Genomic DNA, 24,906 nt, shown 5'->3' with positions numbered 1-24,906 from the left:
CCGGGGGGGCATATGCGCGCCACAGCCGTTCTTTGTATTCGCGATGAGGCCGCCTTCCTGCTCGATTGGTTGGCACATCACCGCGCGGTTGGATTTGACCATGTGGTGATCTGTTCCAATGGGTGTTCGGATGGCACCGACACCATGGCCGACCGTCTGGCCGAAATTGGCGGCGTCACCCACATCCGAAACAACGGCCCCTATGACAAAGGCGGTATTCAGTTCGCCGGTTTGAAATTGGCGGGCAAGACCAAAGCCGTGCGGCAGGCCGATTGGCTCATGGCGCTGGACATTGACGAATATGTCAACATTCACGTCGGCGACCACCGGCTGGACGATCTGATCACCGCCCTGCCCGCGGCCAGCGCCATCACCCTGACCTGGCGGCTGTTCGGCAATGCCGGCGAAGTGGCCTATCGCGACACACCGGTGACCGAAATGTTCACCCGCGCCGCGCCGGAAATCATGCAATGGCCCTGGCGCGCCCAGATGTTCAAGACGTTGTTCCGCAACGATGGCTGTTTTCGACAATTGGGCGTGCATCGGCCGCGTGGTCTCCGCGAGGATCGGGCCGAGGATGTGCATTGGTATGACGGTGCGGGGCGGACACTTGACCTCAACACGCATGAAAAGCGGGTGTTTTCGCCCTTGGGGCAATCCCATTACGACTTGGCGCAGCTTAACCATTACGCGCTTGGCGCGATGGAAAGCTATGTGTTGAAATCGGCGCGCGGCCGTGCGGTGCACGCCAAACAGGATCTGGGCCTGGATTACTGGGCCGAACGCAATTTCAATACGGACATCGACACCAGCATCGCCGCAGTGTCGCCCGAGGTGGCACAAGAACGCGCCGCCCTGGCCGCTGACCCGGTCCTGGCAAAACTGCATCACGATGCGGTGGCATGGCGCAAACAGCGATTTCTGGAGCTGGTCGAAGCCGAACCCATGCGCGCCCTGTTTGGCCGTTTGTTGATGACCCCGTCCTCGACCCCCCTGGGCAAAGAGACTGCCGCCGCACTGATCGCCCATGCCCGGCGCGGTCTCGCCCGGCGCTGATCCCGGTTTGCGGCCCCCGGCGCAGCGCCTCTATCCAGGGTCATAATGTTGAAATCGTCAGCAAATCGCCTTTATTCTTCGGTCAACCTTCCAAATTTCGCCTAATTTCCCGGTTAACTTTGAAAAAAGCGCTATGTATCAGTGCGACCCGAGGATACCGAAATGCAGGACACAGTCACCACGCTCGACACGCCCATGACCAATTTGCCAAAGGCAAAATGGTTTTCCGCGCTGAAACACGTCACCCGCGAAGAAGGGTTCTATGCCCCGCTTGGGCCAAAACACGCCGCCGGTTTTGTCGAAGAAGGCGACACCCTGCTTGTCACCTTCGAAAGCTGCCAGGGTATTCAGGCCCTGTCCAAAAGCGCGCAACCCCTAGGATGGGATATGGTGCGCAGCAATGGCTGGTCACACCTCGGGGTGATCTGTGATGGCGAAACATGGTTCCGCGCCAAAGAGGTCTATACCTTTTTTGATGAGCTGACCGACGATGGATTCTTTGACGAATTCGATCAGGTGATCTTTTACGGCGCCGGACCTTGCGGCTATGCGGCGGCGGCGTTTTCGGTCGCGTCACCGGGGGCGACTGTGCTGTCGATCCAACCCCAGGCCACCTTGAACCCGCGCCTGACCGGCTGGGATGATCGGTTTGCCGATCTGCGGGCGCTGGATTTCACCAGCCGCTATGGATACGCCCCCGAAATGTGTCAGGCCGCGGACAAGGTGTTTGTCATCTATGACCCGCGCGAAGATCTGGACGCCATGCATGCCGCGCTGTTTCATGGTCCGCAAACCACCCTGCTGCCGGTGCCGAACATCGGCGACACCATCCAAAGCGACTTGTTGGAAATGGCGGTGCTGGACCGGCTGTTGACCCTGGTCGGAACCGGGGATTTGACCCCACAGTCATTTTATCAGCTGATGCGGGCGCGGCGCGACCATCCGCCCTATCTGCGCAACCTGCTGTCCGCACTGGATCGCAATGGCCGTGACAAGCTGGCGGAACAATTGTGCCGCTTTGTTGTTGGCCGCCAATCCGCCCCGCGTTTCCGCCGCCGATTGGAAGAATTGCAAGCAGGTCGCAAAAAAGCCGGTTAAGACAGGCGCGACAGCGGCCTGCCCTCTGGTCGCGGCGCACGCGCTGTTGTAAGCGAGGGCCATGACCCAGACCCTCACCATCCGCCGCCCCGACGATTGGCACCTGCACCTGCGCGATGGCGCAATGCTGCGTGCCGTCCTGCCCGAAACCAGCCGCCACTTCGCGCGGGCCATTGTCATGCCCAATCTGGTGCCGCCGGTGGTCACCGCCAAAGATGCAATCGCCTATCGGGATCGCATCCTTGCCGCCCTGCCAAAGGGCGCGGACTTCACCCCGCTGATGACCCTCTATCTGACCGAAGCGACCGATCCCGACGATCTGGCCGCCGCCCATGCCAGCGGGCTGATCACCTCGGTCAAGCTGTACCCCGCGGGCGCCACCACCAATTCCGCCAGCGGCGTCGCCAATTTCGACAAGGTCCGCCCGGTGCTGGAGCGTATGGCCGAGATCGGCTGCCCACTCTGCGTCCATGGCGAAGTGGTTGATGCCGACATCGACATCTTTGACCGCGAGGCGGTGTTCATCGACCGCGTGCTGGACCCGATCCGCCGCGCCACGCCCGGCCTGCGGGTGGTAATGGAACATATCACCACCGCGAACGGCGTCGATTATGTCAAGGCGCATGATCGCGACCTCGGCGCGACAATCACCACGCATCACCTGATCATCAACCGCAACCATATCCTGGTCGGTGGCATCAAACCGCATTACTACTGCCTGCCCGTCGCCAAACGCGAGGAACACCGCCTTGCCCTGCGCGCCGCCGCCACATCGGGCGATTCCCGCTTTTTCCTGGGCACGGACAGCGCACCACATATCGACCCGCTCAAGGAAAACGCCTGCGGCTGCGCCGGCTGTTTCACCGCCACCAACACCATGTCCCTGCTGGCCCATGTCTTCGAAGAAGACGGTGCCCTCGACAAGCTCGAGGCCTTTGCCTCGCGCAACGGGCCTGCGTTTTATGGCTTACCGGTGAACGAGGCCACCTTGACCCTGACCAAAGGCGCGCCCGTGACATTTCCCGAAAAAATCGCCTGCGAAGATGGCCCTGTGACCGTCTTCGACCCCGGTTTCCCGGTGCATTGGCAGGTGAGCTAGGCTTTCATCTGGCCAAAAATATCCCCGCCGGAGGCATGAAACTCTTTTCGAACAGCGCCCGCATAAGGACATCCCATGATCCCCTCGACCTATCCCGCCAAAGATGAAATCGCCCGTTTGACCGCCCGGATGCTGCTCGAAATCGGTGCGGTGAATTTCAACACGGAAACCCCCTATACCCTGGCCTCCGGCCTGCCCTCGCCCAGCTATATCGACTGTCGCAAGCTGATTTCCTTTCCGCGTATTCGCGCAACCCTGATGGATTTCATGGCGGTGACCGTGATGCGCGACGCAGGCTTCGAAGCTTTTGACAATATTGCCGGCGGCGAAACCGCGGGCATTCCCTTTGCGGCGCTGATGGCGGAACGGCTGGCGCTGCCGATGACCTATGTGCGCAAGAAACCCAAAGGTTATGGCCGGAATGCCCGCATCGAGGGCGTGATGGGCGAAGGCGATCGTGTGCTTCTGGTCGAAGATCTGACCACCGATGGCGGCTCCAAGCTCAGCTTTGTTGACGCCATCCGCGAAACCGGCGCGACCTGTGGCCATACGGCGGTGATCTTCTATTACGACATCTTCCCCGAGACCCGCAAAACCCTTGGCGATCATGGCGTGCAATTGCACCATCTTTGCACATGGTGGGATGTCCTGACCGAGGCCCGGGCCCAGGCCAATTTCAGCCCCGAAACCCTGGCTGAGGTGGAGACCTTCCTCAACGATCCCCGTAAGTGGCAGGAAGCAAACAAGAAATAAATCCACCTGTGGATAGCTGGGGACAAGTCGAAAACGAATCCCGCCATCAAACAACATTTGGCATATGATCTACCATCGGCTACCATATCGGCCAAAGCAACCCCTCGCGGCGCACGGGCTGGCCTTTTATCCCTGCGGAATATCCACAGGGTTATCCAGATGGATCGGGCCCTCTGGTTTGGCTAAAACGGACGCTCAGCGGGACAAACCAAGAGCAGAGCAATGAACGAGATCGCGGCGATCAATCCTACAGGCGTGGAAATTCAGGCCGAAGACACCATGCCGCATTCCATCGAGGCGGAACAGCAGCTTCTGGGTGCTATCCTGACCAACAATGACATCTATGACCGGGTTGCCTCGATCATCCGGCCGCAGCATTTCTATGACCCGGTTCATGCCCGGATCTATGAAATCGCCGCCGCGCGGATTGCCAAGAACAACCTCGCCTCTCCGGTGACGCTCAAGGCATTCATGGAGGACGACGAAGGTCTTCAGGAACTTGGCGGCGCGGCCTATCTGGTGCGGCTGGCCGGTGCGGCGGTCAGCGCCTTTGCGGTGCGTGACTATGCCCAGATGATCTATGATCTGGCGGTGCGCCGTGATCTGATTGGACTGGGGCGCGACATTGCGGCCAAGGCGGCGCGGGTCGACGTCAGCAACGAACCCCGCGAACAAATTGTCGAAGCCGAACAACAGCTCTACAAACTGGCCGAACAGGGCCAGACAGACAGCGGTTTTCAATCCTTTCTCAAGGCGGTCACCGATGCGGTCAACGTGGCCAATGCCGCCTATCAGCGTGAGGGTGGGTTGGCCGGCGTGTCGACCGGGCTGGTGGATATGGACAAGAAACTGGGCGGGCTGCACCCGTCTGACCTTTTGATCCTTGCCGGTCGCCCGTCGATGGGCAAAACCTCGCTCGCGACCAACATCGCGTTCAATGTCGCCAAGGCATACAAACGCGGCACCAAACCGGATGGCAGCGAAGGCGCGATTGACGGCGGCGTGGTGGGCTTCTTCTCGCTCGAGATGTCGGCGGAGCAGCTTGCCGGTCGTATCCTTGCCGAAGCATCCGAAGTGTCGTCGCACAAGATCCGTCAGGGTGACATGGACGAGGTCGAGTTCCGTCGCTTTGTCGAAGCGGCCAAGGCGCTGGAGGCCTGCCCGCTTTATATCGACGACACCGCCGCCATTCCGATTGCGCAATTGGCGGCCCGCGCAAGGCGGCTGAAACGTACGCACGGGCTTGATCTTTTGATCGTCGACTATCTTCAGCTGGTGCGCGGCACCGCCGAAAACCGGGTGCAGGAGATTGGCGAAATCTCGATGGGTCTCAAGGCCATTGCCAAGGAATTGAACATCCCGGTGATCGCCCTGTCCCAGCTGTCGCGTCAGGTGGAAAACCGCGATGATAAACGGCCACAGCTTTCGGATCTGCGGGAATCGGGCACCATCGAACAGGATGCCGACGTGGTGATGTTCGTGTTCCGCGAGGAATATTACAAAGAGCGTGAAAAGCCCGGCGATCACGAGCTCGACAAGATCGCCGAATGGCAAGAGGCGATGTCGCGCCTGCATGCCAAGGCCGAGGTGATCATCGGCAAGCAACGTCACGGGCCGATCGGCACGGTCGAGCTGAGCTTTGAGGCGCAATTCACCCGATTTGGCAATCTGGCCAAGTCCTGGCAACAGGACGACGGCGTCAGTTTCTAGCGATAATCGAGCCGGAGGCAGGCAATGGCGCGGGGCGGCAGGGCAAGTCCGCTTCGCGCCAGACAGCGGCAAATCGGGGCCGGGCCCCGAATGGAACACGCGGGGTTTCGCGGATGTCACCAACCGCGACCAATTCCCCCTTGACCTCTGCCAGCGTCAGTATGACTAAGCGCATATGGCACAGGCGAAACTGACAATTGATTTGGAAGCGTTGCGCAGCAACTGGCGCAACCTGAATGCACTGTCTGCGGGCGAAACGGCTGCGGTGGTCAAGGCCGATGGCTATGGGTTGGGCGTGTCGCGTGTGGCGCGTGCCCTGGCCCGCGAAGGCGCGCGGCGGTTTTTTGTGGCCCTGGCAGAAGAAGGCGCCGCCCTGCGTGAAGCGCTGGGACCGGGGCCGGAAATCTATGTCTTTTCCGGCCATATGCCGGGGGACACCGATATGGTGCATGATCTCGCCCTGACGCCGATGATCAACAATATCGACCAGATGCTGCGCCATGTAGAGGCCCTGCCCGGCGCGCCATTTGGCATCCAGCTCGACACCGGAATGAACCGTCTCGGCATGGAACCCGCCGAATGGGCCGCGCTGCGCGACATTGCACTGGCCCAGAACCCGGTGCTGGTGATGAGCCATCTGGCCTGTTCCGACACCCCGGATCATCCGATGAATGCACAGCAATTGCAGACCTTTCGCGACATGACCGACGGCATCGAGGTGCCAAGATCCCTGGCCGCAACCGGCGGTATCCTGTTGGGGCCCGACTATCATTTCGACCTGACCCGTCCCGGCATCGGGCTTTATGGTGGGTTGCCATTTGTCGACGCCGCGCCGGTGGTCAATCTGGACATTCCGGTTATTCAGGTCCGCGAAGTGGCCGCTGGGGAAAGCGTCGGCTATGGCAACGCGTTTATCGCCGAACGCGACAGCCGGATTGCCACGATATCCGCAGGCTACGCCGACGGGCTCCGCCGGGCGATTGCCCCGCGTGCCAGCCTTTATGCCGACGACATCCGCTGTCCGGTGGTCGGTCGGGTTTCGATGGACCTGATCGGTGTGGATGTGACGGACCTCCGTCACGTGCCCGACACGCTGGAACTTCTGGGTCGCCATCAATCCATTGATACGGTCGCCGATTGGGACAAAACGATCGGCTACGAGGTTCTGACCGCATTGCGCGGTGGGCGTTTATCACGGGTGTATCGCGGCGAATGACGCTGATTTTTTCCCCTCTCGCGGCGCTGGGGCGCAATGTGTTGTCGATCCTTGCAACGGTCGGCCAAATGGCGATCTTTGCCTTTCATGCGGTGACACATGTGTTTCGCCCGCCGTGGTATTGGCGCGAATTTGGTCAGGCTCTGATCCAGATCGGCTGGCTGTCCCTGCCGGTGGTGGGCATGACGGCGCTGTTCACGGGCGGCGCGCTGGCGCTTCAGATCTATTCCGGCGGCGCAAGATTTCAGGCCGAATTCGCCGTGCCCTCCATTGTTGCCATCGGCATGGTGCGCGAATTGGGCCCGGTTCTGGGCGGTTTGATGGTGGCGGCGCGGGTCGCCTCGTCCATTGCCGCCGAAATCGGCACCATGAAAGTCACCGAACAGATCGACGCGCTGGTCACATTGTCCACCCATCCGATGAAATATCTGACCGTGCCACGGGTGCTGGCCGCAACGTTGGCGGTGCCGCTTCTTGTGGCTGTGGGCGACAGTATCGGCATTTTCGGCGGTTATCTGGTTGGGGTCACGCGGCTGGATTTCAATGCAGCGGTCTATCTGAAGAACACGGTCGACTTTCTTGAACTTTGGGACGTGACCTCTGGTCTGATCAAGGGCGCTGTGTTCGGCTTTATCGTCGCGCTTTGCGGCTGTTACTTCGGCATGCATTCCGGGCGCGGTGCCCAGGGTGTGGGCCGCGCGACCAAGGGCGCGGTTGTGGCGTCATCGGTGATGATATTTGCTGCAAATTACATTCTGACAGAGGTGTTTTTCGCGGCATGATCCGGCTGACAGATGTGCATAAATCCTTTGGCCGCAAACAGGTTCTGCGCGGCGTGACCCTGCATGTGCCCAAAGGCCAGTCGATGGTGATCATCGGCGGATCGGGCACCGGGAAATCCGTGACAATCAAATCGGTTCTGGGGCTGGTGGAACCGGACAAAGGCCAGATCGAGGTCGACGGCCAGGATGTACATCAGGGCGACCGCGATGCGTTTTTGGCCCGCTTCGGCATGTTGTTTCAGGGTGGCGCGCTGTTTGACAGCCTGCCGGTCTGGCAGAACGTGGCCTTTCGTCTGTTGCGCGGCGCATTGAAACGCCCCAAGGCCGAGGCGCGCGATATTGCGATTGAAAAGCTGCGCCGTGTCGGGCTGAAACCTGATGTGGCGGATCTGTTTCCATCGGAATTGTCGGGCGGCATGCAGAAACGTGTCGGGCTGGCGCGTGCGATTGCGGCGGACCCCGAAATCATCTTTTTTGACGAGCCGACCACCGGGCTTGATCCGATCATGGCCGGGGTGATCAACGAATTGATCCGCGAGATCGTGACCGAAATGGGCGCGACCACCATGACAATCACCCATGACATGACATCGGTGCGCACCATCGCCGACCGGGTGGCGATGCTGCACGACGGGGTGATCCAATGGGAAGGCCCAATTGGCGAAATGGACGCCGCATCAGACCCTTACCTGCAACAATTCATTCATGGCCGCGCCGAAGGCCCGATTGAAGCGGTCAGATGAGCGGCTTCCTACAGCCCTCGCCCGCGGTGCTGGCGCTGCTGGGGCTGCAAAGCGGTTTGTATTTGCCGATCCTGTTCATGCTGGCCGTGTGCCGTGTCTGGGCCGGTCCCGCAAACGCACGCATTCTGGCGGGGCTGTCGGCGGTGATCGCCCTGCTTGGGATCGCGGCGCATTTTGGGCCGGCGGTGCTGAACCTCTATACCGGGCCGTTGCCGCAATATGCCTCCCTGGTGACCAAGTATCACGGCGGTATGGCCCTGCCGCTGGCGGCGTCGCTGCCCTTGCTGGTGTCGGCCTTTTTGCCGGGGCGGGCATGGAAATGGCTGGACCTGGCACATATGTGTCTGATCGCGGCGCTGGTCGGGCTTTGGGGCTGGACGCGGTATTTCTGATGCCATTCCGGCACGTCCCGCCGATCGGAGAGCGACATGCGCTGGCTTAACCTGTCCCTATTGATCCTGTTCCCGATTGCGTGGTTTGCGCCATTGATGCAGGCGGGGTTATTGCCGCTTTTTGGTCTGGAACAGATCAGCGTGATCACAGGGTTGCAGGCGCTTTGGTCCAGTGATGTGATCCTGGCGCTGGTGGTGACGGTTTTTGCGCTGTTTGCGCCCTATGTGAAAACCATTGGCCTGGCATTGGTGCATTTCGGATTGGCGGATCGCCGCCTGTTGCCCGCTTTGGCGGTGCTGGGCAAACTTGCCATGGCCGATATTTTCCTGATCGCGCTTTATATCACGGTGGTCAAGGGAATCGGGGTCGGCCGTATAGAGACACAATGGGGTCTTTATCTGTTTACTGTCTGCATTCTGGCATCAATTGCCTGCGCAATCTTCACGAAACGTGACGATCCGACACAAATCTCACGTCAAATCGGAAAAGATTAAAGTCTGATTAAATTCCCCTAGGTCAGAACAGCGGCACTGGGCATAATTTATTGGCTGTTTTCAAACATCCGTCTGGGGGATTGCATGCGCCAATTGAGTGTTGCCTGGCGGTTTGCCGCCATGGTGTTTCAAGTTCTGTATTCGACCCTCTTTACCATTCTTGGGGTTGGGCTGCTGGCCTATTGTCTGGCCTGTGCCCTTGGCTGGGCCGAATGGTTGGTCTTTCCGCTGAAATTCGGTGCCGCCCCAACGATCGAGGCCGGCTGGATGGTGCAAACCGCCATGGCGGTGCTGATTTTCGGCTTGGCGGTCTTTTTGCCGGCCAACCGCCGTATTCTGGCGCTCGAAACATCGCACCGGCGGTTTTCGGTGAATATGAAGGATATTGCCCGCGCCTATGATGCCGTGCATCGCGCCGACCGCGATGGCGCCTTCAAATTGGCGTCGGAATTTGATGCCGTGCGCGAACGTATTGCCTATTTGCGCCACCACCCCGACCTGTCATCGCTAGAGCCGGATGTGTTGGAAGTGGCCGCGCAAATGGGGGTAATCAGCCGCGATATGGCGGCAACCTATTCCACCGAAAAGGTCGATCGCGCCCGCGCATTTCTAACCCAGCGCCAACAAGAGATTGATTTGTTTCAGGAACGGCTGGAAGAGGCCAAGATCATCGCCAATGACATTCACAATTGGTCGATGCGTGTCGAGCTGGAGGAAGATGTGGCGCGGTCCGAAATCCGCCGTCTGCGCGACATGCTGGACGATGCATTGCCGGAAATGAACGCCGCCGAGCATAAGGCAACACCAATGGACGCTTCGAAAAAGTCGCCCGTGCGCCCGCCGCAATTCGGGCTGCCCTATCCGCAAGCCGCCGAATAAACTGCGCCCTGACCGCCCGACAGCCGGTTTCCCCGCTTGGCAAAAGGCGGACAATCAGGCAGAGCTTGGGCCATGGCGAAAACCAAGAATTTTTCCTGCGCGGCCTGCGGCAATGTCACGACCAAATGGTCCGGCAGATGCGAGGCATGCGGCGAATGGAACACGATTTCCGAAGATGCCGGTATTTCCACGGGGCCAGCGGGCAAATCGCTGGGCCAGTCGCGCGGTCGCGCGGTGGTGCTGTCGGATCTGGCCAGCGACGAAGCGCCGCCGCCGCGCACCCATTCCGGCATGGACGAGCTGGATCGCGTACTGGGCGGCGGGCTGGTGCCTGCCAGCGCGATCCTTGTCGGCGGCGACCCCGGCATTGGCAAATCCACGCTATTGTTGCAGGCCGCCGCGCGGTTTGCCGATAGCGGTCTGAAAACCGTCTATATTTCCGGCGAAGAGGCCAGCGCACAGGTGCGGATGCGCGCCCGGCGTCTGGGGCTGACCCAGGCCAATGTGCAATTGGGGGCCGAAACCAATCTGCGCGATATCCTGACAACGCTGGAACAGGAAAAGCCGCAACTGGCGATTATCGATTCGATTCAAACCATGTGGGCCGACAATGTCGGCAGCGCCCCCGGCAGCGTGTCACAAGTGCGCGCCGCCGCGCATGAGCTTACCAGCTTTGCCAAACGCAAGGGCATGTCGGTCATACTGGTGGGCCATGTCACCAAGGATGGCCAGATCGCCGGCCCCCGCGTGGTCGAACATATGGTCGATACCGTACTCTATTTCGAAGGCGAGCGCGGCCACCAGTTCCGCATTCTGCGCGCGGTCAAAAACCGGTTCGGACCGGCGGAAGAAATCGGCGTATTTGAAATGACCGGTGCGGGCCTTCAGGAGGTCACCAACCCCTCGGCGCTGTTCCTGTCGGAACGTGGCACGCCGGCGCCAGGATCGGTGGTGTTTTCCGGCATCGAAGGCACACGGCCCGTGCTGGTCGAAATGCAGGCGCTGGTTGCGCCCACCCCCCATGCCCAGGCGCGCCGCAGTGTTGTCGGCTGGGACGGATCGCGCCTTGCGATGATTCTCGCGGTGCTCGAAGCGCGCTGTGGAATCCCCTTTGCCGGGCTCGATGTGTACCTGAACGTGGCTGGCGGGATGAAAGTCACCGAACCCGCGGCCGATCTGGCGGTCGCAGCCGCCCTTCTTTCCGCGCGTGAAGATGCGGCATTGCCGCCGGAAACTGTTGTTTTTGGGGAAATAAGCCTGTCTGGCGCGCTTCGCCCGGTAGGGCAGAGCGAAAACAGGTTGAAAGAAGCGGCTAAACTTGGTTTTACGTCCGCGATCGTGCCAGAAGGCGGCAAGATGTCGGGGAGTGCCGGGCTGACGCTGAACCGGATGTCCGATCTGACCGCTTTTGTCGGCGAAACATTCGGTGCCGGATAGGCATCCACCTAGGGCAGTAAAGGGCAGGACATGGACGGTTTTACACTGGTAGACGGGATTGTCGGCATCGTCATCGTGTTGTCTGCCTTGTTGGCGTATTCACGCGGGCTCGTCCGCGAAGCGATGGCCATTGCCGGATGGGTCGCCGCCGCGATCCTGGCCTTCATATTTGCCCCGCAGGTTGATCCCCTGGTCAAGGAAATCCCGGTCATTGGCGACTTTATCCGCGACAGCTGTGAATTGAGCATGATCACTGCCTTTGCCACGGTTTTTGCTGCCGCGTTGGTGATTGTGTCGCTGTTCACGCCGCTGTTTTCGTCCATTGTACAGCGCTCGGCGCTTGGCGGGCTGGATCAGGGGCTTGGGTTCCTGTTCGGCGTCGCACGTGGCATCCTTTTGGTGGCCATCGCGTTCTTTGTCTATGACACCGTGATCACCAGCCAGGACATCGCCATGATCGACGACAGCCGCTCTGCTGCGGTCTTTGGCCGGATGACAACCTCCATCGAAGAGCAGAACCCGGAGCAGGCTTTGGGTTGGGTCACGGCGCAATACGAGCAACTGGTTGGCAGCTGCGACGCGCCGACAGAATAAGCCGACACACCAGAGGCCGGCCGCCGGTTTCAGAACCTCAAAGGCCGGTCCCCCTGACAAGACGATGTGATTGACCGATTCGAGCGCATGCCGCAGCAAGATGCGGCGTGCCTCCTTCGCCACTGCCCCCATACTGATGCATCACATGGCGAAGGCGCTTTTGCCGAAAGACGCCCGCACCGCGCGACATTCGCAAGAGTTGCACTTTGCGGCAAAGCCCCCCTGCGCTGCGCCCCACCCTGCCCGCACGCCACACAGCCCGGATGTCAAATATCGGCGGCATCTTCGCTGCGGGCACAGCTCCGCAATCTAAGGCTTAAATCCCCTCCGAAACGCCCCCTTAAAATTGCAACCATGCTGCAATGCAAAAAGATATGTCATAGATCCGTGACATACCCGGCACAAAGGACTAAGTAGGGCATCAATTCTTCCACGGAATCGGAGCTGCCCCTTGGCTGATGCCTTGATGCCCCCTGCTCATCCTTTTGATGATGATAAACTGCGCGAGGAATGCGGCGTTTTTGGAGTTGTCGGTGTAACCGACGCCGCCAATTTCGTCGCGCTTGGCCTGCATGCCCTGCAACACCGTGGACAGGAGGCGGGCGGAATCGTGTCCCACCACCCCGACCACGGTTTCAACTCGGCCCGCCGGTTCGGCTATGTGCGCGACAATTTCACCAAACAATCGCTGATGGAGACCCTGCCGGGGTCACTGGCGATTGGCCATGTGCGCTATTCGACGTCGGGATCGAAAGGTCAGACCGCGATCCGCGATGTTCAGCCATTCTTTGGCGAATTCTCAATGGGCGGCGCGGCGATTGCCCATAATGGCAATATCACCAACGCTGACGCGCTGAAGCGCGAGCTGATCGAACGTGGTTCGATTTTCCAAAGCTCGTCTGACAGCGAATGCATCATTCATCTGATGGCGCGGTCGTTGCAACGCCGGGTGCCGGAACGGATGCAGGATGCGCTGCGGCGGGTCGAAGGCGCGTTTTCGATTGTCGCCATGACCCGGACAAAACTGATAGGCGTGCGCGATCCATTGGGTGTGCGCCCGCTGGTGCTGGGCAAGATTGCCGATGGCGGCTATGCACTCAGCTCGGAAACCTGCGCGCTGGACATCATTGGTGCCGAATTGGTCCGCGAGGTCGAGCCGGGCGAAATGGTTGTCATCGAAGATGGCGAGGTCACATCGCACCGCCCCTTCGCCCAAGCCAAATCGCGCTTCTGCGTCTTTGAGCATGTGTATTTCTCGCGCCCTGATTCGATCCTCGGCGGGCGGTCGGTCTATGAAACCCGCCGCCAGATCGGTGTTGAACTGGCACGCGAAGCCCCGGTTGAGGCTGATCTCGTCTGCCCGGTCCCCGACAGCGGCACGCCGGCGGCCATCGGGTTCGCCCACGAATCCGGCATTCCCTTTGGCATGGGCATCATCCGCAACCAGTATATGGGCCGGACCTTTATTGAACCGACCGAACAGATCCGAAACATGGGGGTTCGGCTGAAGCTGAACGTCAACCGCGCGCTGATCAAAGGCAAACGGGTCATTCTGGTGGACGATTCGGTGGTGCGCGGCACCACATCGCGCAAGATCCGCGAAATGATTCTGGATGCCGGTGCGGCCGAGGTGCATTTCCGCATCGCCTCGCCGCCGACAGCCTGGCCCTGTTTTTACGGCGTGGATACGCCGCAACGGGAAAAGCTGCTGGCCGCCACCATGAGCGAAGAAGAAATGCGCGACCATCTGTCGGTCGATAGCCTGAAGTTCATCTCGCTCGACGGGTTGTATCGTGCCGTCGGCGAAGCCAAAGGCCGCAAAAACAGCAGCCCGCAATATTGCGATGCGTGTTTCTCGGGTGAATACCCGGTGACCCCGGCCGATATGATCGAAAAGGGCTTTGAAATGAAGGCTGCTGAATAGGCAGACCTTCACAACTCCTCGGCGGACGACGATGACCGCCGACCGCCGTGGCCGATCCCCCCCACTCCCCTGTGACCGAGCGCCGCATTCGGCTGCAATCTGCCGTTACCCCGGCAAAGACAGCACCTTTTTGCCGAGATTTCGCGCCCCTCTTACGTCCCAGCGTAGATGTCAGTACATGCCGCGCTGCAGCATCGCCGTTGGCCACCAAGGCCAAGCGATAGCCGAGACATCCGGGGAACCGCCAAATGGCACAAACAATCGACATCACACCAGAAACCGAAGCCGCCGCAACCCAACAGGGCGCTTTGCCCCTGCGCGAGACCGTGCTCCTGGGCACGATAACCACCCCCAAGGGCCCCAAAGCGATTCTGCGCAACGGCTTTGGCGGCGTGGATACTGTGGCGGTGGGCGCCCGGATCAATGGCGGCGAAGTCACCGCAATCCGCGATGGCGAGATGTTCCTGTCCCGCAATGGCCGCGGGTTGAAACTGACCATTCCCGGATCGTGACCCCGGCGGGCCGCGGCCTGGCTCTGGCCGCCGCCCACCGCTGCGGCCACACACCCCGGCGCTTCTTCTCTTTCAAAATACGCAAATCCGCGCTTGCTACCGGCACCTTGGCTTGACCTTGGCGCAGAACCGCAGCAAACCGCAGTCATGACAGAAAAAACCGTCCTTATCACTGGTGCCTCGCGTGGGCTTGGCGCCGCACTGGCCGAAGCATTGGCCCCGACCCATCATGTGATCGCCGTGGCCCGCACCACCGGCGGGCTCGAGGATCTGGACGACCGGATTCAGGCCGCCGGTCATAGCGCAACCTTGGCGCCGATGGACATCACCACAGAGGCCGCGATGGCCCAGCTCTGCCGATCCATTCATGATCGCTGGGGCAAGCTGGATCTGTGGTGTCACACAGCCATCCATGCCGCGCCGCTGACCCCGGCCAATCACCTGGACATGAAAGACTGGCAAAAAAGCATCGAGGTCAATGTGACCGCCATGGGCCGGTTGATCCCCTTTATCGCGCCGCTTTTGGGCACCGATGGCCAGGCCGTGTTTTTTGACGATCCCCGCGCCGGGCAGAAATTCTTTGCCTCCTATGGCGCGACCAAGGCAGCCCAGATTGCATTGGCGCGCAGCTGGAAGGCGGAAACCACCCAGATCGGCCCCAAGGTTCACATCGTCGAACCGGCACAGATGGCCAGCGGCACCCGCGCCCGGTTTTTCCCCGGACAGGACCGCGACGACCTGGCCAACCCGCATGACGAAGCGGCCAAGGTGCTGGCCCTGTTGGCACTGCGCTAAGAATTTCGGCAAGGCGGGCGATCAGTGGTTCCGCCCTGCCACGACCCGCCGCAATCCCGTTGCAATTCCCCGGGCGTCGCTTGCCCCTGCGCGCCTGCTCCACTAAGCAGAGCCTAGGCATTCAGGGGACATCATGCGCATTCTCATCACCAATGACGACGGCATCAATGCGCCGGGGCTGAAGGTTCTGCACGAGATCGCCACAGAGCTTGCCGGCCCCGATGGCGAGGTCTGGACCGTGGCACCGGCGTTTGAACAATCCGGTGTGGCGCATTGCATTTCCTATTCCCGCCCCTTCATGGTCAGCCAGATGAGCGAGCGCCGTTTCGCCGCCGAGGGCAGCCCGGCCGATTGTGTGCTAGTCGGCCTGCATGACGTGATGTGCGACGGCCCGCCGGACCTTGTGTTGTCGGGGGTGAACCGGGGCAATAATTCGGCGGAAAACGCGCTGTATTCCGGCACGCTGGGCGGCGCGATGGAGGCCGCATTGCAAGGTCTGACCGCCATGGCATTGTCGCAATATTATGGCCCCGGAAATCGCGATCTCGCCGACCCGTTTGAGGCCGCCCGCCAGCATGGTGCCGAAACGCTGCGGCGGATACTGGATGCCGATCTGGAAAATAACGCCAGCTACAAGCTGTTCTATAACATCAACTTTCCGGCGATCCCGGCGGCGGAGGTCAAGGGGCTCCGCGTGGCCCACCAAGGGCGGCGCCATAATACCGTCTTTAGCTGCGAGGCACAGACATCACCCACCGGACGCCGATTTCAGTGGATACGGGGCGGCGATCAACGTGCGGCCGCCGACGCCGACAGCGACGCCGAGGTCAATCTTGCCGGCTACACCTCGGTCACGCCGATGCGCGCCGATCTGACGGCCCCGGATGCGCTGGCGGCGCTGAAAGGCGCATTGGCATGAGCGCGGACGCGGAACGAAAGATGCAGTTTCTATATGCGCTGCGCTCCAAGGGCGTGACCGACAAACGCGTCCTGACCGCGATGGAACGCATTGACCGCGCGGATTTCATCCAAGGCATATTTTCCGATCGCGCCTACGAGGACATGCCACTGCCCATCGCCTGTGGCCAGACCATCAGCCAGCCATCGGTTGTGGCCTTGATGACCCAGGCATTGGACATCCAACCACGTGACACCGTGCTGGAGGTTGGCACCGGCTCGGGCTATCAGGCCGCGATCCTCAGCCATCTGGCGCGGCGGGTTTACACCGTTGACCGTCACAAACGGCTGGTCCAGGGCGCGCGTGCCATTTTCGACCGGCTGGACCTGGCCAATGTCACGGCGTTTACCGCTGACGGCTCTTTCGGGTTGCCGGATCAGGCGCCGTTTGATCGCATCATTGTCACCGCCGCCGCCGAAGACCCCCCCGGCCCCCTGCTGGCGCAGCTGCGTATTGGCGGGGTGATGGTGGTGCCCGTCGGGCAATCTGATGCTGTGCAACACCTGATTCGTGTGCGCCGCACCGAAGACGGGCTGCATTATGATGAATTGCGCGCCGTTCGCTTTGTGCCACTGGTCGAAGGGCTTGGGCGCGACACATGATATGTGTATAAAACAGGTAATCTGACTATCCGGGGCAACCGGAAGAATTTTGAGGATCTCGAGATGTGGTTTACTCCGCCCCGGTTTCACCTGTTTGTGGCAGGTTCTGCGCTGGCATTTATCGCTGCCTGCGAACAATTGCCGAATGATTTCGACCTGCGCGGCAAGATTGGCGACAGCCGGTTTGACACCTCCGAAGCGGCACGCAATGCAACGGCAAATCGGCCAAGCCCCGACAGTCGTGGCATAATTTCCTATCCCAACTACCAGGTTGCGGTGGCACAGCGCGGCGACACGCTGGGCGGGCTGGCCACACGGATCGGGATGAATGTCGCTGATCTGGCCCGGTTCAACGGCATGAAACCGGACGACACCCTGCGCGCCGGTGAAATCATTGCACTGCCGTACAAGGTCGATGAACCTGCCGGGGGCACGATCCAACCGGCCGGTCAGGTCGATATAACCGAGGTGGCCGGACGCGCCATTGACTCGGCTGAGGCCACGCCGGTGCAAACAAGCGAACTTCCGCCGGTGCAGACGCAGACCGGCACCGAACCCGTCCGCCACAAGGTAGAGCGCGGCGAAACCGCCTTTACCATTGCCCGGCTTTATAATGTGTCGGTGCGGGCCTTGGCCGATTGGAACGGGCTGGACCGCGAATTCAATGTCCGCGAAGGCCAGCACCTGTTGATTCCCACCGCCAGCCTGGCCCGCACGGATGATATTGGCACGGCACCGGGCCAGGGGTCTCCGACCCCGACCCCGCCAAGCGCCTCGCAGCCATTGCCGGATGAGACCCCGGTCGCCGCGGCAACGCCGGTGGCTGCACCGACCTCTCCCAATCTGGGCAAGGAACAGACACAGGCCTCCAAATCGACCGCACGCATGTTGATGCCGGTCACCGGGTCGGTGATCCGTGAATATGCCAAGGGCCGCAACGATGGCATCGACATTGCCGCCACCGCAGGCGCGCCGGTCAAGGCCGCCGAGGTCGGCACAGTTGCCGCCATTACCGCCAATGCCGATCAGGTGCCGATTGTCGTGGTGAAACACGCCAACAACGTCCTGACCGTCTATGCCAATGTGTCGGATATCGCGGTCAAAAAGGACCAAACCGTCAGCCGGGGCCAGACCCTTGGCAAAGTGGCCGCCGGTGATCCCGCATATGTGCATTTCGAAGTGCGCGAAGGGTTTGAAAGCGTCGACCCCTTGCCCTACGTTCGCTAGCACCGCGCCGATGGCGCATCCCTAATCCTTCGAGGTCACTCTAAATGCCCACACCCAAACCCGTTGCCGGTCAAATCCTGTCGCAAATGTCGTTTCCCCGCCTGGGCGGTGGTGACATCACTGTCGGCGGCTCAGGCGACAGCACCACTGGCGAAAACTGGACCCTGCTGGTGGTCTATCGCGGCAAACATTGCCCGCGGTGCAAGAAATACCTGAACATCCTCAACGAGATGCGCCAGAGCTGGTATGACGCCGGATTTGACATCGCTGTTGTCTCGGCCGATCCCAAGGCAAAGGCCGAAGCCGATCAAGCGGAATTCGGCTGGCAGTTCGACCTTGGCTATGACCTGAGCCGGGACCAGATGGATGCTTTGGGCGTTTACGTGACCCAACCGCTGTCCGATGCGGAAACCGACACGCCTTTTGCCGAACCTGGGGTCTTTGTCCTGCGGCCAGATGGCAGCCTGCTGCTGATCTCGATCTCGAACGGACCATCGGCGCGCCCGGATCTGGCGGAACTTCTAGACGGTATGGTATTCACCAAGAAAACCGATCGCCCCCCGCGCGGCACTTTGTAATCGCGCGACAGACTGTCATTACGACACCCGTCGGGGTGGTTCAGCCGATCTGAACACCCCGGCGCCCGGCCAGATCCGTGAAATATTGCCATGCAACCCGGCCAGAGCGGCTGCCCCTTGTGGCCTGCCATTCGACGGCTTCGGCGCGCAGGGTTTCATCATCAATCAGCAGACCATATTGATCACAATACCCGCGGATCATCGCCAGATAGTCATCCTGCGTACAGGGATGAAAGCCCAGCCATAGCCCGAAGCGGTCAGAGAGAGACACTTTCTCCTCGGTCGCCTCAGACGGGCTGATCGCGCTGGCACGTTCGTTTTCAATCATGTCACGCGGCATCAGATGGCGACGGTTGGACGTGGCATAAAACACCACATTGTCCGGTCGCCCCTCGATCCCGCCATCCAGCACCGCTTTCAGCGACTTGTAATGCTGGTCATCATGGCTGAACGACAGATCATCACAGAACAGCACAAACCGCTCTTTGCGGTCACGCAGCAGGCCCAGCAAACGGCCCACCGATGGCAGGTCCTCGCGCTGCAATTCAACGATCTTGAGCGCCGTGCCCTGGCGCAGAACCTCGGCATGGACCGCCTTGACCAGAGATGATTTGCCCATGCCGCGCGCGCCCCAAAGCAGGGCATTGTTGGCGGGCAGACCACGGGCGAATTGCAATGTATTGGCCAGCAGCGTGTCCCGCGACCGGTCCACACCGATCAGCAAATCAATACCAACCCGCGACACATTTTCCACCGGTTGAAGCCGATCCGGCTCGACATGCCAGAGAAAGGCGTCAGCCCCGGAGAAATCCGGGGCCTCCTGTGGGGCCGGGCTCATCCGTTCCAGAGCCTCGGCAATCCGTTTCAACATCTTGTTCGCCATCAGCTTTTGTCCACTTTGCCGGGATCTTCTTCGTCGCTGTCCGTGAATTCGGATTTCAGCGGATCTTCGTCCAGATCGTCGCCGTCTTCACCGTCTTCAAACCAGAGCCCCTCTTCGCGCAGCTTGGCCTCGCGCTTTTTCTCGACCCGACGGACGAGGAAGATCGAAATTTCGTACAATCCATAGACCACGACGAACAGGATCACCTGGGTGATCACATCCGGCGGGGTGACCAATGCGGCCAGCACCAGAATGGCAACCACCGCGTATTTGCGCACCGCGCCCAGACCTTCGGCGCTGACCAGACCGGCCTTGCCCATCAGGGTCAGCAGCACCGGCAATTGGAAACACAGGCCAAAGGCGACAATGAATTTGATCGTCAGGTTCAGATATTCCTGGGCCGAGCCTTGGAAGACCACCGACAGGCCCTGGTTCACTTCTTCGCCGACAACCGCCTCGCCCTCGGCACCGAATTGCTGGAACCCAAGGAAGAAGTCATAGGCCAGCGGCGTGACCACAAAGAACGCAAACGACGCCCCAAGCAGGAACATGAAGGGCGACGCCACCAGAAACGGCAGGAAGGCGCCTTTTTCCTGTTTATAAAGTCCCGGCGCAACAAAGCGCCACAACTGGTTGGCAATAAACGGAAACGACAGGATGAAACCGCCGAGGAACGACACCTTGATCGCAACAAAGAAACCTTCCTGCGGCGAGATGAAGATCAGGTCACAATCCTGCCCGCGTTCGCTCAGCACCTTGCACAGCGGATCGGTGAGAAAGTTGAAAATCGGCGTGGCGACGGTGAAACAGATCACCATGCCAATCAGGAAATAGACGACGCAGCGGATCAGCCGCGTGCGCAATTCCGCCAGATGTTCGATCAGCGGAGCAGAGCTGTCTTCGATGTCGTCCGTATGGCTCATCAGGCGTCTTTCGTGTCTTTGGCGGGCGGGGTGCCCGTCACATCATCGGCGGGCGGGGTGCTGACTGCGGCCTCTGCGATTTCCGCCGCCTTCAGGGCCTCATCGGCCTCGCGACGTTTGCGTTCGGCGGCGGCACGGGCGGTGCTCGCCTGAATTTTGCGGATCTTTTCGGCACGTTCTGCGGCGTCATCGGCATTGCCATTGCCATTGCCCAGATTGGTGGCGTCCTTCAGCCCGTCTTTCACATCGCCAAGCGGGTCGGCGATATGGCGGGTGGCGTCCTTGACGCCGTCCATCGCGGACTTCACCGGATTGGTGGCGGTGCGAATGGTCTTTTGGATATCTGCGACGCCTGCCTCATCCGCGGCGTCGTTCATGGCCCGGCTGAATTCCCGCGCCATACCTTTGGCCTTGCCGACAAATTGCCCGACCTTGCGGAACAACATCGGCAAATCCTTGGGGCCGACAACAATCAGCGCCACAACTCCGATGACCAGAAGCTCGGTCCAGCCAAGATCAAACATGATCTATCAGACCTTGTCTTTTTCGTCTTCCGGGGTCACGTCCTTGGCCGTGTCGCCGGTCATATCGTCCAGCTTCTCTTCTTCGGTGCTGTCCTTGACGCCCTTTTTGAAGGCGGTGATGCCCTTGCCCACTTCGCCCATCAGCGAAGAAATTTTGCCGCGTCCAAAAAGGACCAGCACGACAACGGCAATCAGCAGAAGGCCGGGAAGGCCGATATTGTTCAGCATGTTTTGTCTCCAGATCTCGGCCCCACAGCGGCGGGGCAGGCAAGTTACATTCCGTCATAAAGCCTTGCCCGCCCTGCGAAAAGCGACAAAACACCTGATATTGCTGAATTCGCCGTGCAATCCGGGCCGCATTTTGACAGTATTCTGTCAGTTGTCGGAATATTGTCAGTAATGGGCAATTCACAAAGGCGAATCAGCTATGAAACGGGCGGACCGGCTCTATCGTTTGATGGAGCGTTTGAAAGACGGATCGTTGCATCGCGCCGAAGATCTGGCGCAGGATCTGGGGGTGTCGATCCGCACGATCTATCGCGACATGGACACATTGATCGACAGCGGCGTGCCGGTGATCGGCGAGCGCGGCCTGGGATATTCCGCGCTGGCCGCCATCACCCTGCCACCGATCAATCTGACCGATGCAGAGCTTGAGGCCCTGCATCTTGGGCTTGCGGTTGTCGGGCAATCCGATGTGCCGGAAATGGTCGAAGCCGCCCGCGCCCTTGCGGCCAAGATCGACGCGCTCTTGCCAGAGGATCACGCAGCGCCCGCGCAATTCGCCTTTGCCGCCTATCCATTCGAAGATGCAGCGCGCGGCTTTCGCCATATGCCCGCCTTTCGCGCCGCCGTGCGGGCCCGGCAAAAACTGCGAATCACGTTGGATGAGGGCAGCAATCATTTGCTGCGCCCGCTTGAACTGCGCTACTGGGGCCGGATCTGGGCTTGTGTCGGTTGGAGCGAAACACAGGATGATTTCATCAGCTTCCGCATTGATCAGATCGAAACCCTGACCGCCGTCCCCGGTCTGTTTGTGGATGAACCCGGAAAACGCCTCGGCGACTATCGCCTGCGCCAACAATAGGGCCGGACTTTACCCCAGTTTGGGGAAGACAAAACACCGGTCACGCCGGATCGTCAGCCAAAGCGGCGTGTCGATTTTTGGCAGGAAAACATTCGGCACCGTCGCCCGCAGGGTCGATCCGTCATGATCCATCCGGAATTCGACCAGGCTTTCCTTGCCCATGAACCGCGCCCGCGCCACCGTGCCCCGCGCGGCAATACCGCGTTCGGCGGTGGGCAAAGGCCCCTGCCCGGCGCGATCAAAATCAATCCCCACATGCTGGGGGCGGAACACGATTTCCACCTCGGCCCCATCCGGCAGCCCGGGGGCCAGGAATTGCCCAAAGGGTGTGTCGGCCAGCGCGCCCTGAACCGTGCTATTGATCACATTCACATCGCTGAAGAACGCCACAGCGGCTTTGTCCGCCGGCGAGCGATAGATATTATAGGGCGCGCCCTGTTGCACGATTTTGCCGTCACGCATCAGAGCGATTTCATCGGCCATCCGCATGGCCTCTTCCGGTTCATGGGTGACCAGAAGCACGGCGGTGTCTTCTTCTTTCAACACGGCCAGTGTTTCGTCCCGGATGCCATCGCGCAGCCGATTGTCGAGCCCGGAAAACGGCTCGTCCATCAGCATGATCTTGGGCTGCGGCGCCAAGGCACGGGCCAGCGCGACGCGCTGTTGCTCGCCGCCGGACAATTCATGGGGATAGGCGTCAATGAAGCGCGCCATGCCAACCTTTTGCAGCATCTCTTCGGCCCGGGCCCGCGCCGCCGCGCCTTTGGCGCGCAGACCAAAGGCCACATTGCGCCCCACACTCAGGTGCGGAAACAGCGCGAAATCCTGAAACATCAACCCGATCGAGCGCCGCTCAGGCGGGAGGCGGAAAACCGTGTCACAGATCAACTTGCCATCGACAAAAATTTCGCCCGCGTCCTGCATATCAACCCCGGCGATCATCCGCAGGGTTGTGGATTTGCCGCACCCGGACGGGCCAAGCAGGCAGGTCACCTGCCCCGGTTGAATCTGCAATGACACGTCATCCACCACCCGGCGACCATCGAAATCGCGGATAAGATTGCGGATTTCCAACCTGGGGGGGGCGGTGACGGGGGGCAATTCGGCCTCTTGCAGTTTTCCCGATCAAAACAATCGGAATGTGGGGCAGATAGCAACCCCCGTCCCGGGCCGCAAGGTTCAGATCCTGCGACGCATGCCCGCAAGGCAGGCCGCGAACCCCACCGCCAGCACCGCGACACAGATCACCAGCAGTTGTTCGTATTTATGCCCCTCCGGCAGCAACGCCGCCGCCCAACCGCTTGCCCGCAGCAGGTACACCAGCGCGCCACTGACCGCAGCGGCAAGGCTGACAGCATATGCCCAGGGCGCAATCGCACGGCGCATCAGCAAGCCAACCAGCAGAACCGGGGTCAGAAACATGCTGGCCGTGCCGCTGACCGCCACCGCGTCGAACAGCGTCTGATTGCCCCAGAAGGTCAGCAAGAGCCCCAGCCCCATGAACACCACCATCGCGACCCGACCGCCCGCCATGCTGCGCGGCGCAAGGCGCAGTTCCTCAACCACAAGCCGTGCCGCGCTGGACAAGGCAGAATCCAGCGTGCTGAGGGCGCTGATCAGCAGCGACAGGATCAGCGCACCAAAGAGCCACGGCGGGAACATCACCGCCCAGGTTCCGATCAACTCGCCCTCGTATTTGGCCCCATCCAGCGAGGCCTGAATGCCGAACAATCCGAAGGCAAAAATGCAAAGCGCCGAAATCCAGAAGGCGTGCAGAAAACTGGCCCGGGTGGTGGCGCGGTCCGCCAGAAACCCGCGATCCATCATCACCGGGTCATGTGCGGGGTAGGAAAACACCTGCAGAAAGGCCACCAGCAGCAGGATTTTGCCGTTGTATCCGCCAGCGGTGCCCGGCGCGGTCAGCACGGCCATCGGGTCAAATCCCGGCATCAGGATCAGGGCAAGAAATGCCGCGCCAAACACCGCCAGAAAGACCAGCATCTGCAACACATCGGTGCGCAGCGCGGCGCTCAGCCCGCCCCAGGCGCTATAGGCAAGACCGATCAGCGCCAAGGCCACCATTGCTATGGGGCCGCCGCCGGGCACCTCGGGCAGCAACGCGCCGAATATCAGGCCGACGACCAGCAGATTTGCAAAGACCTCGGACAATAGCCGCAGCGCCACCACGGCGTTGTATCCCAGGCTCCCCACCGAACCGAACTGATGCGCCAACCAATCCTGCACCGATCCTTGCCCCGCCCCGCGCAGCCGATCCACGATCAACCCGCCGGTCAGGAATGAACCGTAATAGGCGGTATAGGCCAGCACCCCCCAAATTCCGTAAAAATAACCGAGGATGGCAGCATTCATCAGCGACCGGGCAAAAATCCAGGTGGTCACCTGGCTGAGGACCAGGACCCAAAGCCCCGGGGCCCGACCTGTGGCATCGGCGCCGCCAAAGAAGCCTTCGACGCTTGCGCGGCGGGGCGCAACGGCGAGACAGCCAAGCGCAATCAGGCCAAAAAGGCCGGTAAGGACAAGTGGTTGCATTGTATAACTCCGAGTGATCCACCGCCCATAGCAGCCCATTCGGTCTGGCCAAAGTCACGATGGCCTCACTTACGTGAACGTGAAGCGCC

The 24,906-nt window shown here is 60.7% G+C and carries 27 protein-coding genes; 21 read left to right on the top strand and 6 right to left on the bottom strand.

Features of this window, described 5'->3' with window-relative positions; genetic code table 11:
* The first annotated feature begins 12 nt into the window (after positions 1 to 12).
* The 20 genes from Q4577_RS04835 to Q4577_RS04740 all read left to right on the top strand — a co-directional run bounded on the left by Q4577_RS04835 (position 13) and on the right by Q4577_RS04740 (position 18,850).
* Positions 13 to 1,056, top strand: coding sequence for a glycosyltransferase family 2 protein (locus Q4577_RS04835; protein ID WP_303469950.1), 1,044 nt, complete (start codon positions 13 to 15; stop codon positions 1,054 to 1,056).
* A gap of 162 nt (positions 1,057 to 1,218) precedes the next feature.
* Positions 1,219 to 2,154, top strand: coding sequence for a phosphoadenosine phosphosulfate reductase (locus Q4577_RS04830; protein ID WP_303469951.1), 936 nt, complete (start codon positions 1,219 to 1,221; stop codon positions 2,152 to 2,154).
* A gap of 61 nt (positions 2,155 to 2,215) precedes the next feature.
* Positions 2,216 to 3,253 (top strand): dihydroorotase, encoded by a 1,038-nt coding sequence (gene pyrC, locus Q4577_RS04825; RefSeq protein WP_303469952.1) that lies wholly within the window; start codon positions 2,216 to 2,218, stop codon positions 3,251 to 3,253.
* A 75-nt stretch (positions 3,254 to 3,328) separates the two neighbouring features.
* On the top strand, positions 3,329 to 4,006 hold the full coding sequence (locus Q4577_RS04820) for an orotate phosphoribosyltransferase (RefSeq protein WP_303469954.1): 678 nt from the start codon (positions 3,329 to 3,331) through the stop codon (positions 4,004 to 4,006).
* 222 nt (positions 4,007 to 4,228) lie between these two features.
* A complete protein-coding gene (locus Q4577_RS04815; RefSeq protein ID WP_244687377.1) occupies positions 4,229 to 5,716 on the top strand; it encodes a replicative DNA helicase in 1,488 nt (495 codons plus the stop codon).
* A gap of 175 nt (positions 5,717 to 5,891) precedes the next feature.
* Positions 5,892 to 6,932: an alanine racemase gene (gene alr / locus Q4577_RS04810; RefSeq protein ID WP_303469957.1), complete on the top strand. Its 1,041-nt coding sequence runs from the start codon at positions 5,892 to 5,894 to the stop codon at positions 6,930 to 6,932.
* Positions 6,929 to 7,714 carry an ABC transporter permease gene (locus tag Q4577_RS04805; protein WP_303469958.1) on the top strand — a complete coding sequence of 262 codons (786 nt, stop codon included), beginning with the start codon at positions 6,929 to 6,931 and terminating at the stop codon, positions 7,712 to 7,714. Before alr ends, Q4577_RS04805 begins: the two co-directional genes overlap by 4 nt.
* The gene (locus tag Q4577_RS04800; RefSeq protein ID WP_303469959.1) at positions 7,711 to 8,457 is read left to right on the top strand and encodes an ABC transporter ATP-binding protein; all 747 of its coding nucleotides are present in this window, start codon (positions 7,711 to 7,713) and stop codon (positions 8,455 to 8,457) included. Before Q4577_RS04805 ends, Q4577_RS04800 begins: the two co-directional genes overlap by 4 nt.
* A complete protein-coding gene (locus Q4577_RS04795; RefSeq protein ID WP_303469960.1) occupies positions 8,454 to 8,849 on the top strand; it encodes a hypothetical protein in 396 nt (131 codons plus the stop codon). Before Q4577_RS04800 ends, Q4577_RS04795 begins: the two co-directional genes overlap by 4 nt.
* 36 nt (positions 8,850 to 8,885) lie before the next feature.
* A complete protein-coding gene (locus Q4577_RS04790) occupies positions 8,886 to 9,344 on the top strand; it encodes a paraquat-inducible protein A (protein WP_244687386.1) in 459 nt (152 codons plus the stop codon).
* A gap of 84 nt (positions 9,345 to 9,428) precedes the next feature.
* Positions 9,429 to 10,223: a DNA repair protein gene (locus tag Q4577_RS04785; protein ID WP_303469961.1), complete on the top strand. Its 795-nt coding sequence runs from the start codon at positions 9,429 to 9,431 to the stop codon at positions 10,221 to 10,223.
* Between the two features lie 72 nt (positions 10,224 to 10,295).
* On the top strand, positions 10,296 to 11,660 hold the full coding sequence (radA, locus tag Q4577_RS04780) for a DNA repair protein RadA (RefSeq protein ID WP_303469962.1): 1,365 nt from the start codon (positions 10,296 to 10,298) through the stop codon (positions 11,658 to 11,660).
* A 30-nt stretch (positions 11,661 to 11,690) separates the two neighbouring features.
* Positions 11,691 to 12,254: a CvpA family protein gene (locus tag Q4577_RS04775; RefSeq protein WP_244687393.1), complete on the top strand. Its 564-nt coding sequence runs from the start codon at positions 11,691 to 11,693 to the stop codon at positions 12,252 to 12,254.
* 466 nt (positions 12,255 to 12,720) lie between these two features.
* Positions 12,721 to 14,178 carry an amidophosphoribosyltransferase gene (purF, locus tag Q4577_RS04770; RefSeq protein WP_244687685.1) on the top strand — a complete coding sequence of 486 codons (1,458 nt, stop codon included), beginning with the start codon at positions 12,721 to 12,723 and terminating at the stop codon, positions 14,176 to 14,178.
* A gap of 248 nt (positions 14,179 to 14,426) precedes the next feature.
* Positions 14,427 to 14,690: a hypothetical protein gene (locus Q4577_RS04765; protein WP_244687396.1), complete on the top strand. Its 264-nt coding sequence runs from the start codon at positions 14,427 to 14,429 to the stop codon at positions 14,688 to 14,690.
* Between the two features lie 147 nt (positions 14,691 to 14,837).
* The gene (locus Q4577_RS04760) at positions 14,838 to 15,485 is read left to right on the top strand and encodes an SDR family oxidoreductase (RefSeq protein ID WP_303469963.1); all 648 of its coding nucleotides are present in this window, start codon (positions 14,838 to 14,840) and stop codon (positions 15,483 to 15,485) included.
* Positions 15,486 to 15,618: 133 nt separating this feature from the next.
* Positions 15,619 to 16,404 (top strand): 5'/3'-nucleotidase SurE, encoded by a 786-nt coding sequence (gene surE / locus Q4577_RS04755; protein ID WP_303469964.1) that lies wholly within the window; start codon positions 15,619 to 15,621, stop codon positions 16,402 to 16,404.
* On the top strand, positions 16,401 to 17,045 hold the full coding sequence (locus tag Q4577_RS04750; protein WP_303469965.1) for a protein-L-isoaspartate(D-aspartate) O-methyltransferase: 645 nt from the start codon (positions 16,401 to 16,403) through the stop codon (positions 17,043 to 17,045). Before surE ends, Q4577_RS04750 begins: the two co-directional genes overlap by 4 nt.
* Positions 17,046 to 17,108: 63 nt before the next feature.
* Entirely contained in the window at positions 17,109 to 18,272 is a 1,164-nt protein-coding gene (locus Q4577_RS04745) for a LysM peptidoglycan-binding domain-containing protein (protein ID WP_303469967.1), read from the top strand.
* Between the two features lie 44 nt (positions 18,273 to 18,316).
* Positions 18,317 to 18,850 (top strand): redoxin domain-containing protein, encoded by a 534-nt coding sequence (locus Q4577_RS04740; RefSeq protein WP_303469968.1) that lies wholly within the window; start codon positions 18,317 to 18,319, stop codon positions 18,848 to 18,850.
* Between the two features lie 40 nt (positions 18,851 to 18,890).
* On the opposite strand, the gene Q4577_RS04735 is transcribed toward Q4577_RS04740, so the two are convergent.
* The 4 genes from Q4577_RS04735 to tatA are packed head-to-tail and all read right to left on the bottom strand — an operon-like array spanning position 18,891 to position 21,408.
* Positions 18,891 to 19,733, bottom strand: a complete 843-nt coding sequence (locus Q4577_RS04735) for an ATP-binding protein (RefSeq protein WP_303469969.1) — start codon at positions 19,731 to 19,733, stop codon at positions 18,891 to 18,893.
* Positions 19,733 to 20,656 (bottom strand): twin-arginine translocase subunit TatC, encoded by a 924-nt coding sequence (tatC, locus tag Q4577_RS04730; RefSeq protein ID WP_303469970.1) that lies wholly within the window; start codon positions 20,654 to 20,656, stop codon positions 19,733 to 19,735. The genes Q4577_RS04735 and tatC overlap by 1 nt, the downstream gene beginning before the upstream one ends.
* Positions 20,656 to 21,180, bottom strand: a complete 525-nt coding sequence (gene tatB, locus Q4577_RS04725) for a Sec-independent protein translocase protein TatB (protein WP_303469972.1) — start codon at positions 21,178 to 21,180, stop codon at positions 20,656 to 20,658. The genes tatC and tatB overlap by 1 nt, the downstream gene beginning before the upstream one ends.
* A 6-nt stretch (positions 21,181 to 21,186) precedes the next feature.
* The gene (tatA, locus tag Q4577_RS04720) at positions 21,187 to 21,408 is read right to left on the bottom strand and encodes a twin-arginine translocase TatA/TatE family subunit (RefSeq protein ID WP_244687415.1); all 222 of its coding nucleotides are present in this window, start codon (positions 21,406 to 21,408) and stop codon (positions 21,187 to 21,189) included.
* 199 nt (positions 21,409 to 21,607) lie between these two features.
* On the opposite strand from tatA, the gene Q4577_RS04715 reads away from it, so the two are divergent.
* Complete coding sequence (locus Q4577_RS04715; RefSeq protein ID WP_244687417.1) at positions 21,608 to 22,267, top strand: YafY family protein; 660 nt, start codon at positions 21,608 to 21,610, stop codon at positions 22,265 to 22,267.
* Positions 22,268 to 22,276: 9 nt separating this feature from the next.
* Here the strand turns inward: Q4577_RS04715 and Q4577_RS04710 are convergent, their stop codons facing one another.
* Positions 22,277 to 23,368 carry an ABC transporter ATP-binding protein gene (locus tag Q4577_RS04710; protein WP_303469974.1) on the bottom strand — a complete coding sequence of 364 codons (1,092 nt, stop codon included), beginning with the start codon at positions 23,366 to 23,368 and terminating at the stop codon, positions 22,277 to 22,279.
* A 78-nt stretch (positions 23,369 to 23,446) separates the two neighbouring features.
* Positions 23,447 to 24,817 carry a sodium:proline symporter gene (locus Q4577_RS04705; RefSeq protein WP_303469976.1) on the bottom strand — a complete coding sequence of 457 codons (1,371 nt, stop codon included), beginning with the start codon at positions 24,815 to 24,817 and terminating at the stop codon, positions 23,447 to 23,449.
* Positions 24,818 to 24,906: the final 89 nt, after the last annotated feature.

This window comes from Marinovum sp. 2_MG-2023 (assembly GCF_030548265.1).
Classification (GTDB): domain Bacteria; phylum Pseudomonadota; class Alphaproteobacteria; order Rhodobacterales; family Rhodobacteraceae; genus Marinovum.
This window is presented reverse-complemented; position numbering and strand designations above follow the sequence as displayed.